Consider the following 7,335-nt stretch of genomic DNA (forward strand, 5'->3'; position numbering starts at 1 on the left):
AGCAAAAAGGAGGAGGTGTGAAGATGAACCCCATTTATGATCAATTGAAAAGACCATTACGTGATTTACGTATTTCGGTAACGGATCGTTGTAATTTCCGTTGTAGTTATTGTATGCCAGCCGAGGTTTTCGGCCCGGACTTTGCTTTTTTACCGTCTGATAAAATTTTAAGCTTTGAGGAAATCGAACGCCTTGTGAGAATTTTCGTGTCATTTGGTGTAAAGAAAATTCGTATTACGGGTGGCGAACCGTTAATGCGTCGTGATTTACATGTGCTCGTCCGCATGATTCGTGCAGTCGAGGGTGTCGAGGATATTGCGATGACGACAAATGGCTCGTTACTCAAAAAATATGCGAAGCCGCTAAAGGAAGCGGGACTTGACCGCGTATCGATTAGCTTAGACTCACTAGAGGATGAGCGTTTTCAAGCGATGAATGGCAATCGCGGCAAAGTAAAAACCGTGCTTGCTGGTATTGAGGCAGCGGCAGAAGCAGGACTCTACGTAAAAATGAATATGGTCGTGCAAAAAGGTAAAAACATCGAGGATATTTTACCGATGGCCCGTTATTTTAAAGAAAAACAGCATATTTTACGCTTTATCGAATATATGGACGTTGGCAATTCAAATGGTTGGCGCTTGGATGATGTATTTTCGAAAAAGGAAATTATCGACGAAGTGCAAAAATTCTCTCCTGTAAAGGCAGTTGCACCTAATTATCGTGGTGAAGTTGCGTCACGTTTTCGTTATGAGGACGGCGGCGGAGAAATTGGTGTGATTTCATCTGTAACCGATTCATTTTGTGGTAATTGTTCACGTGCGCGTATTTCGGCGGAAGGAAAATTATATACATGTCTTTTCGCAACAGAAGGCACAGATTTACGCGACTTACTGCGTTCGGACTTAGACGATGCAGCAGTCGGTGCAAAAATTGCATCGGTCTGGGAGCAGCGTACGGACCGTTACTCAGAGGAGCGTACAGAAGAAACAGTTAAACGTCGTAAAAAGGCAAAAATAGAAATGTCACATATCGGCGGTTAAGCATGTTGTAAGTTTTTTGATTAAGGGAGAGTAACATGGCTTTTTATAAACCAGAGGAAATTACAGAAATCGCAACAAACACCGGCGTGAGCAAAGTCCAAGGCAGCATTTTAAAAATGTTGATTTTAGGCTTTTTCGGGGGCGCATTTATTGCGTTTGGCTTTTTATTAGATATTCGTGTAATGGGCACAATGCCAGCAGAATGGGGAAGCTTCGCGACATTTATTGGCGCCGCAGTATTCCCAATCGGTCTTATTTTAGTATTACTTGCTGGGGCAGACTTAATTACCGGTAATATGATGACGGTGCCAATGGCATTTTATGCGAAAAAAATCACATTCGCAATGCTTGCTCGTAACTGGTTCTTCGTCACATTCGCCAATTTACTTGGTGCCTTATTTATCGCTTACTTCTTTGGCCATTATTTAGGCTTAACAGAAGGTGCATTTGCTGAAAAAACAATGGCCATCGCACAAGGGAAAGTCGATGCCACATTTATGCAAATTTTCGTATCAGGTATTGGCTGTAACTGGCTAGTATGTTTAGCAGTATGGTTATGCTTTGGTGCACAAGACTTTATCGGTAAAATCTTAGGTATTTGGTTCCCAGTAATGGCTTTCGTGACAATCGGCTTCCAGCACGTTGTCGCAAATATGTTCGTGATTCCAGCGGGTATTTTTGCAGGCGCAGATGTTACATGGGGCGATTTCTTACACAATGTCGTACCTGCTTTCTTAGGAAATGCAGTCGGTGGGGCAGTATTTGTTGGTCTTGCCTACTATATCGCATTCCAAAAAAAAGCGGCTAAATCATAAAAAAAAGGAATCGCGCGAGTTGGCGATTCCTTTTTCATTAATCGATTTTATCATTTACAAATGTACCGCTTTTACCACCTGTTTTTTTCAGGAGATAGGTGTTTTTAATAATCATCGATTTATCAACAGCTTTACACATATCATAAAACGTAAGGGAGGCAATGGATACAGCTGTTAATGCTTCCATTTCAACGCCTGTTTTACCGTCACATTTCACGGTTGCTTCGATGTGCAGATCATAGCCTGCAGCCGTTTGTTCATAGGCAAAGGTAAAATCTGTCCCTTGTAGCATAATCGGGTGACACATCGGGATAATATCGGCGGTTTTCTTCGCGCCCATAATGCCGGCAATTTGTGCTACTTGTGTCGGGTCCCCTTTTTTGATGTTGCCTTGCTCGATGGCTTCGTAAAGCTCTGTTGATAACGCAATCGTACTGCGCGCAATGGCTGTACGGCTCGTTGGTTGTTTATCGGAAATGTCGACCATCTTAGGACGGCCATCTTCATTCCAATGTGAAAATTCACTCATTCGTTATCTCCTTTATCGCCTTGAGGCCAGTCCTCAACGGCATTGATATTTAAAAATGTTGTCGTATCATTCATTTCAACGAATGATACGCGGACTTGATGAAGCAACGCACGCATACTTCGTTTATTATCAAAAAGTGCCTGTTTTGCTTGCTCAAGTGCGCGTCGATGATAGAGTGCTGCGAGTGGTTGCAAGTTGTCATTTGACGTCGGAATCACTGCATCACAGTTTGCTGTTATTTGACGGCAAAGTGTCGCAATAAATGCGGCATCAATAAAGGGCATGTCTGCCGCAACGACAAAATACCAATCAGATTCGACTTGCTCCATAACATGAGCGAGCGCATAAAGCGGGCCCTCATGCGGTGTTTGCTCGGTAATAAACGTCACGTTTTCATCTGAGAAATGTGGCAGTAGTGTCTCATTTGTCGCAATGACGACAGGGAGTGCATTTTTTTCAAAGGCATCGACCGCGACCTTGTATAAGGGCTTTCCCCTAAAGCGTTCAAACATCTTCGGCTTGCCGTAGCGCGATGATTTTCCGCCAGCTAAAATGACGCCGGTAATATTCATCGGCGCTTTAGCTCGCCTAAAAAATGTTGCACAGTTGGCACGATGAGTTTATCCATACCAAGTTTGACCGCATTCGTTGAGCCGGGGAGGGCATAGATAGCTGTTTCGGCATGAGCACCAGCAACGGCGCGGCTAAACATCGCTTTTGGTCCAATGTCATCATAGCTTAGCATGCGAAATAGCTCGCCAAAACCCGGCATTTCCTTATCAACGAGTTGTACGACGGCATCATATGTGACATCACGCTTCGTAAAGCCAGTGCCACCGGTCAATATAATCGTATTAATCGACGAATCACTGCACCAAATACGTAGCTGTGCAAGCAGTTCGTCGAGCTCATCTTTTAAAATTTTATAATCAATTACGTCGAAATTTGCCTGCTTCAATGCGTGCAAAATGGCTTGACCACCCTTATCGGTTTCAGTCGTACGCGTATCGCTTACCGTTAAAATCGCGGCATGTACGCGTTCCTGTTCATGGGTTGGATGCATGAATCATCGCCTCCTTCGGGCATAAAATCAATGTTTATATTATAATGCTAACAATCAGTACGTCAAACAAAATTAAACAAGAAAGGAAGTGGCTGTCATGAATGACCGTTATTCTCGTCAACAACTCTTTACCCCCATTGGAGTGGAAGGACAGCAACATTTACAACAAAAACATCTTTTAATCGTTGGCGCAGGGGCGCTTGGTAGTGCAACGGCTGAGCCACTTGTGCGCGCAGGCGTCGGACGTGTTACGATTATTGACCGCGACTATGTGGAGTGGAGTAATTTACAGCGTCAGCAGCTATATACCGAGCAACATGCACGCGAAAAAACACCAAAGGCCATTGCTGCAAAAGAACGACTGCAAGCAATTAATGCCGACGTCGCAGTAGAGGCCATCGTCGGGGATGCCAATGTCGAGACATTGACGGAGCTTCTCTCGGACGTCGATTTAGTTATCGATGGTACTGATAATTTTGATATTCGCTTTATTATCAATGATTTAACACAAAAGCATCATATTCCATGGATTTATGGCTCTTGTGTTGGTAGTTACGGCGCGACTTATACGATTTTACCGGGTACAACACCTTGTCTGCATTGTCTACTACAGGCGATGCCAAATACAGGAATGACCTGTGATACAGTGGGCATTATTAGTCCGGCAGTTCAAATTGTTGCGGCTTACCAAGTAGCGGAGGCTTTTAAAATTTTAACGAATAACTATGCGGCACTACGCGGCACCTTTTTAACATTTGATGTGTGGCAAAATCAGCATTTTGAAATGAAAATGCAGGCCGCAAAAAATCCCGGTTGTCAAAGCTGTGGCGAGGCGCCGAGCTATCCGTATTTAGCGTTTGAACAGCAAACGAAAAGTGCGGTATTATGCGGGCGTGATGCGGTTCAAATCCGTCCGGCACAGTCGAAAAATTATGATTTAGAGGCGCTTGCGAGCACATTAGCAAGTCAGGGGACGGTCCAACAAAATCCGTATTTAATATCATGTCAGCTAGCGGAGCAGCGCATCGTTATTTTTAAGGATGGACGTGTGCTCATTCATGGGACTCATGATATTCACTATGCAAAAAATTTATATTATCGTCTATTAGGCTAAGGAGTGAACAATATGTTAGAAAAAAGAACACCAATCGCGGTTGGTGAAGCGGTGAAGCGCGTCATGCAGTATGCAACAGAAGGAAAAGTAGAGCAGGTGGACATTACCGAGAGCTACGGACGTTACGTCGCAGAGGATATTGCGGCCGATCAGGATGTTCCCGCATTTGACCGTTCACCCTATGATGGATTTGCGATTCGTGCCATTGATAGTGCGGCCGCTTCTGCTGAAAATCCGGTCGCATTTGAGGTCGTTGGGACCATTGGTGCCGGCTTTGTATTTGATGAGCTTGTCGAACCGGGGCAGGCAGTGCGTATTATGACCGGCGCACCGATTCCTGCTGGCTGTGATGCAGTCGTCATGCTTGAACTGACGAAGGGATATGAGGCAGACGGTAAAACCTATATGACCATTAAGCGCGCATTTGCAGCGGGGACGAATATTTCTTACCGCGGCGAGGATGTGAAGCAGGGTGCGGTACTGGTGAAAAAAGGCACGTATATTAATCCGGGTGTGTCTGCCTTGCTGGCGACATTTGGCTATGCGCGAGTCCCGGTTTTTGTAAAGCCTGTTATTGGCGTCATTGCTACAGGGAGTGAGCTGCTTGAGCCACATGAAGTACTAGCACCAGGGAAAATTCGTAATAGTAATGCCTATATGATGCTCGCACAAATTGAACGTGCCGGCGCAACGGCGAAATATTATGGTAAGTTAAGTGATGATTTAGCCGTCTGTATTGAGGCCGTTAAAAAAGCGATGGCGGAGGTCGACTGTTTAATTACAACGGGCGGTGTATCGGTTGGAGACTTTGATTATTTACCAGCAATTTATGAGGCAATTGGTGCAGATGTGTTATTTAACAAAGTCGCACAGCGTCCCGGTAGTGTGACGACGGTTGCACAGTGTGACGGACAGCTCTTATTTGGCTTATCTGGCAATCCATCTGCATGCTATGTCGGCTTTGAATTGTATACAAAACCGGTCATTAAAGCGGCGCTTGGGAGTCAAGCACCACATCTACGTCGTGAAAAAGCGGCACTTGGCGTGGATTTTAAAAAGCCGAATCCATTTACGCGCTTCGTTCGTAGTACAGTCACTGTGACGGACGGCAAGCTTGTCGCGACACCATCTGGCTTTGATAAATCGAGTGCGGTGTCGTCGCTTGCGGATGCCAATGCCTTTATCGTGTTACCCGGTGGAACGCGAGGCTATGAAGCGGGCATGCAGATTGATGTCTTACTACTCGAAGATACGAATGGAAGTGCATGGCCTTGGGACAACATCGTACCATCTTACAGATAGTTGGTTATCAAAATAGCGGCAAAACAACGCTTGCAGAAAAACTGATTTCCTATGCATGTAATAAGGGCCTGCGTGTGGGCTCGATTAAGCATCATGGTCATGGCGGTACACCCGCTTCGAATTTAACGAAAGATAGCACCCGTCATGCACAAGCAGGCGCTGTAGTTTCCGCCGTTGAAGGGGACGGTGTTGTACAGCTCCAACTCGCCAAAAATACATGTGCATTAAATGAGTTGATTCATTTATATGAACAAGCGCTTTTGGTTAATTTTATAATTGTAGAAGGGTATAAAAGTGAGTCATATCAAAAGGTTGTGCTTCTTAAAGAGCCTGAAGATGTGAAACTTTTAACCTTATCAAATATTGTCGCGGCTATTTATTGGCCGACGTTTCCACAAGCATTATGTGAAAAAATTCCGCATTTTGCGCTGCAGGATGAGGCAGCATATCTATCATTTTTAGTAACGAAAGAAGGATGTTAAATGACAGCGCGTTTTGAAATTAGCAGTGAGCCACTTGTCGTGGATGACGTCACACAAAAAGTTGTCAGCAGAAATGCAGGCGCGATTACAGTATTTATCGGTACCGTCCGCGAGCTAACAAAAGGCAAAAAGACAGTATCACTTGAATACGAGGCCTATCCCGCGATGGCCATTAAAATGTTTGAGCAAATCGAGCGTGAAATGCATGAAAAATGGCCGGAAGCACAGCTAGCGATTACCCATCGTGTTGGTAAGCTTGACATCACCGATATTGCGGTTGTCATTGCGGTATCATCGCCACACCGAAAAATCGCCTATGAAGCGAATGAATTTGCGATAGATCGCATTAAACAAATTGTGCCGATTTGGAAAAAAGAGCACTGGGAAGACGGTACGGAATGGATTGGCGACCAGCTAGAAAATGTACCATACCGAGCAGGTGCGCCTAAGGAGGAATTAGATGATTAATGTATTGTTATTTGCGCATTTACGTGAAACCGTTGGCGAGGAGAAACTTGTCATCGAAGCGGAGAAGATGAGCGTTTCGGACGTCAAAGCATGGCTTGAAGCCCGCTATCAACTTGAGCTTTCAACGGTTATGAGTGCCGTGAACGAGGAATTTGCGATGGACCATACAATTGTGCAAAGTGGTGATGTCATTGCGTTCATTCCTCCGATTAGTGGCGGTTAAAAAAACGGGAGCCTAAATGAATAGGCTCCCGTTTTCATTCAATTTTCATTCTTATTTTTGAATCGTATGCACACTAAGGAGCATGACGAAGGAAATCAAAATCATGACGCCGACCCATAGCCAGGCAAGCTGCATATTACCGCCATCAATTGCGGTATAAATCGCTAGTGGTGTCGTCTGCGTTTTACCCGGTAAATTTCCGGCAAACATTAAGGTCGCACCGAATTCACCGAGCGCCCGCGTATAACATAAAATACCACCGGCAATAATCGCTTTAAAGGCCATAGGAATTGAAATGT

At 44.8% G+C, this 7,335-nt stretch carries 10 protein-coding genes and 1 pseudogene; 7 read left to right on the plus strand and 4 right to left on the minus strand.

What is annotated here, in order from left to right; all coding sequences use genetic code 11:
• Window positions 1–23: 23 nt before the first annotated feature.
• Together moaA and KTHG_RS10315 are read left to right on the plus strand one after the other, a co-directional pair.
• Entirely contained in the window at window positions 24–1,040 is a 1,017-nt protein-coding gene (gene moaA, locus KTHG_RS10310) for a GTP 3',8-cyclase MoaA (RefSeq protein ID WP_139993343.1), read from the plus strand.
• A 35-nt stretch (window positions 1,041–1,075) separates the two neighbouring features.
• Window positions 1,076–1,855: a formate/nitrite transporter family protein gene (locus KTHG_RS10315; RefSeq protein ID WP_139993345.1), complete on the plus strand. Its 780-nt coding sequence runs from the start codon at window positions 1,076–1,078 to the stop codon at window positions 1,853–1,855.
• A gap of 37 nt (window positions 1,856–1,892) precedes the next feature.
• Here the strand turns inward: KTHG_RS10315 and moaC are convergent, their stop codons facing one another.
• The 3 genes from moaC to KTHG_RS10330 are packed head-to-tail and all read right to left on the minus strand — an operon-like array spanning window position 1,893 to window position 3,447.
• Window positions 1,893–2,384 carry a cyclic pyranopterin monophosphate synthase MoaC gene (gene moaC, locus KTHG_RS10320; RefSeq protein ID WP_139993347.1) on the minus strand — a complete coding sequence of 164 codons (492 nt, stop codon included), beginning with the start codon at window positions 2,382–2,384 and terminating at the stop codon, window positions 1,893–1,895.
• Entirely contained in the window at window positions 2,381–2,956 is a 576-nt protein-coding gene (locus tag KTHG_RS10325) for a molybdenum cofactor guanylyltransferase (protein WP_139993349.1), read from the minus strand. Before KTHG_RS10325 ends, moaC begins: the two co-directional genes overlap by 4 nt.
• Window positions 2,953–3,447 carry a MogA/MoaB family molybdenum cofactor biosynthesis protein gene (locus KTHG_RS10330; RefSeq protein ID WP_139993351.1) on the minus strand — a complete coding sequence of 165 codons (495 nt, stop codon included), beginning with the start codon at window positions 3,445–3,447 and terminating at the stop codon, window positions 2,953–2,955. Before KTHG_RS10330 ends, KTHG_RS10325 begins: the two co-directional genes overlap by 4 nt.
• 97 nt (window positions 3,448–3,544) lie before the next feature.
• On the opposite strand from KTHG_RS10330, the gene KTHG_RS10335 reads away from it, so the two are divergent.
• From KTHG_RS10335 to moaD, 5 genes are read left to right on the plus strand one after another with little or no spacing between them, the layout of a single operon-like run.
• Window positions 3,545–4,561 (plus strand): thiazole biosynthesis adenylyltransferase ThiF, encoded by a 1,017-nt coding sequence (locus KTHG_RS10335; RefSeq protein WP_139993353.1) that lies wholly within the window; start codon window positions 3,545–3,547, stop codon window positions 4,559–4,561.
• Window positions 4,562–4,573: 12 nt separating this feature from the next.
• Window positions 4,574–5,863, plus strand: coding sequence for a molybdopterin molybdotransferase MoeA (locus tag KTHG_RS10340; RefSeq protein ID WP_139993355.1), 1,290 nt, complete (start codon window positions 4,574–4,576; stop codon window positions 5,861–5,863).
• On the plus strand, window positions 5,827–6,345 hold the full coding sequence (gene mobB / locus KTHG_RS10345) for a molybdopterin-guanine dinucleotide biosynthesis protein B (protein ID WP_255512431.1): 519 nt from the start codon (window positions 5,827–5,829) through the stop codon (window positions 6,343–6,345). Before KTHG_RS10340 ends, mobB begins: the two co-directional genes overlap by 37 nt.
• Window positions 6,346–6,813, plus strand: a complete 468-nt coding sequence (locus KTHG_RS10350; RefSeq protein ID WP_126990002.1) for a molybdenum cofactor biosynthesis protein MoaE — start codon at window positions 6,346–6,348, stop codon at window positions 6,811–6,813.
• Window positions 6,806–7,036, plus strand: a complete 231-nt coding sequence (gene moaD / locus KTHG_RS10355; protein WP_126990003.1) for a molybdopterin converting factor subunit 1 — start codon at window positions 6,806–6,808, stop codon at window positions 7,034–7,036. Before KTHG_RS10350 ends, moaD begins: the two co-directional genes overlap by 8 nt.
• A 51-nt stretch (window positions 7,037–7,087) precedes the next feature.
• On the opposite strand, the pseudogene KTHG_RS10360 reads toward moaD, so the two are convergent.
• Window positions 7,088–7,335, minus strand: a pseudogene (locus KTHG_RS10360) (molybdate ABC transporter permease subunit); the annotation flags it as partial.

The sequence above is a fragment of the Kurthia sp. Dielmo genome, from assembly GCF_000307285.2.
GTDB lineage: Bacteria > Bacillota > Bacilli > Bacillales_A > Planococcaceae > Kurthia > Kurthia populi.

Coding starts and splice junctions, on each gene's coding strand:
- KTHG_RS10325 (WP_139993349.1), bottom strand. CDS start 2,956: ATGAATATTACCGGCGTCATTTTAGCTGGCGGAAAATCATCGCGCTAC.
- moaD (WP_126990003.1), top strand. CDS start 6,806: ATGATTAATGTATTGTTATTTGCGCATTTACGTGAAACCGTTGGCGAG.
- KTHG_RS10330 (WP_139993351.1), bottom strand. CDS start 3,447: ATGCATCCAACCCATGAACAGGAACGCGTACATGCCGCGATTTTAACG.
- KTHG_RS10335 (WP_139993353.1), top strand. CDS start 3,545: ATGAATGACCGTTATTCTCGTCAACAACTCTTTACCCCCATTGGAGTG.
- moaA (WP_139993343.1), top strand. CDS start 24: ATGAACCCCATTTATGATCAATTGAAAAGACCATTACGTGATTTACGT.
- KTHG_RS10350 (WP_126990002.1), top strand. CDS start 6,346: ATGACAGCGCGTTTTGAAATTAGCAGTGAGCCACTTGTCGTGGATGAC.
- KTHG_RS10340 (WP_139993355.1), top strand. CDS start 4,574: ATGTTAGAAAAAAGAACACCAATCGCGGTTGGTGAAGCGGTGAAGCGC.
- KTHG_RS10315 (WP_139993345.1), top strand. CDS start 1,076: ATGGCTTTTTATAAACCAGAGGAAATTACAGAAATCGCAACAAACACC.
- mobB (WP_255512431.1), top strand. CDS start 5,827: ATGGCCTTGGGACAACATCGTACCATCTTACAGATAGTTGGTTATCAA.
- moaC (WP_139993347.1), bottom strand. CDS start 2,384: ATGAGTGAATTTTCACATTGGAATGAAGATGGCCGTCCTAAGATGGTC.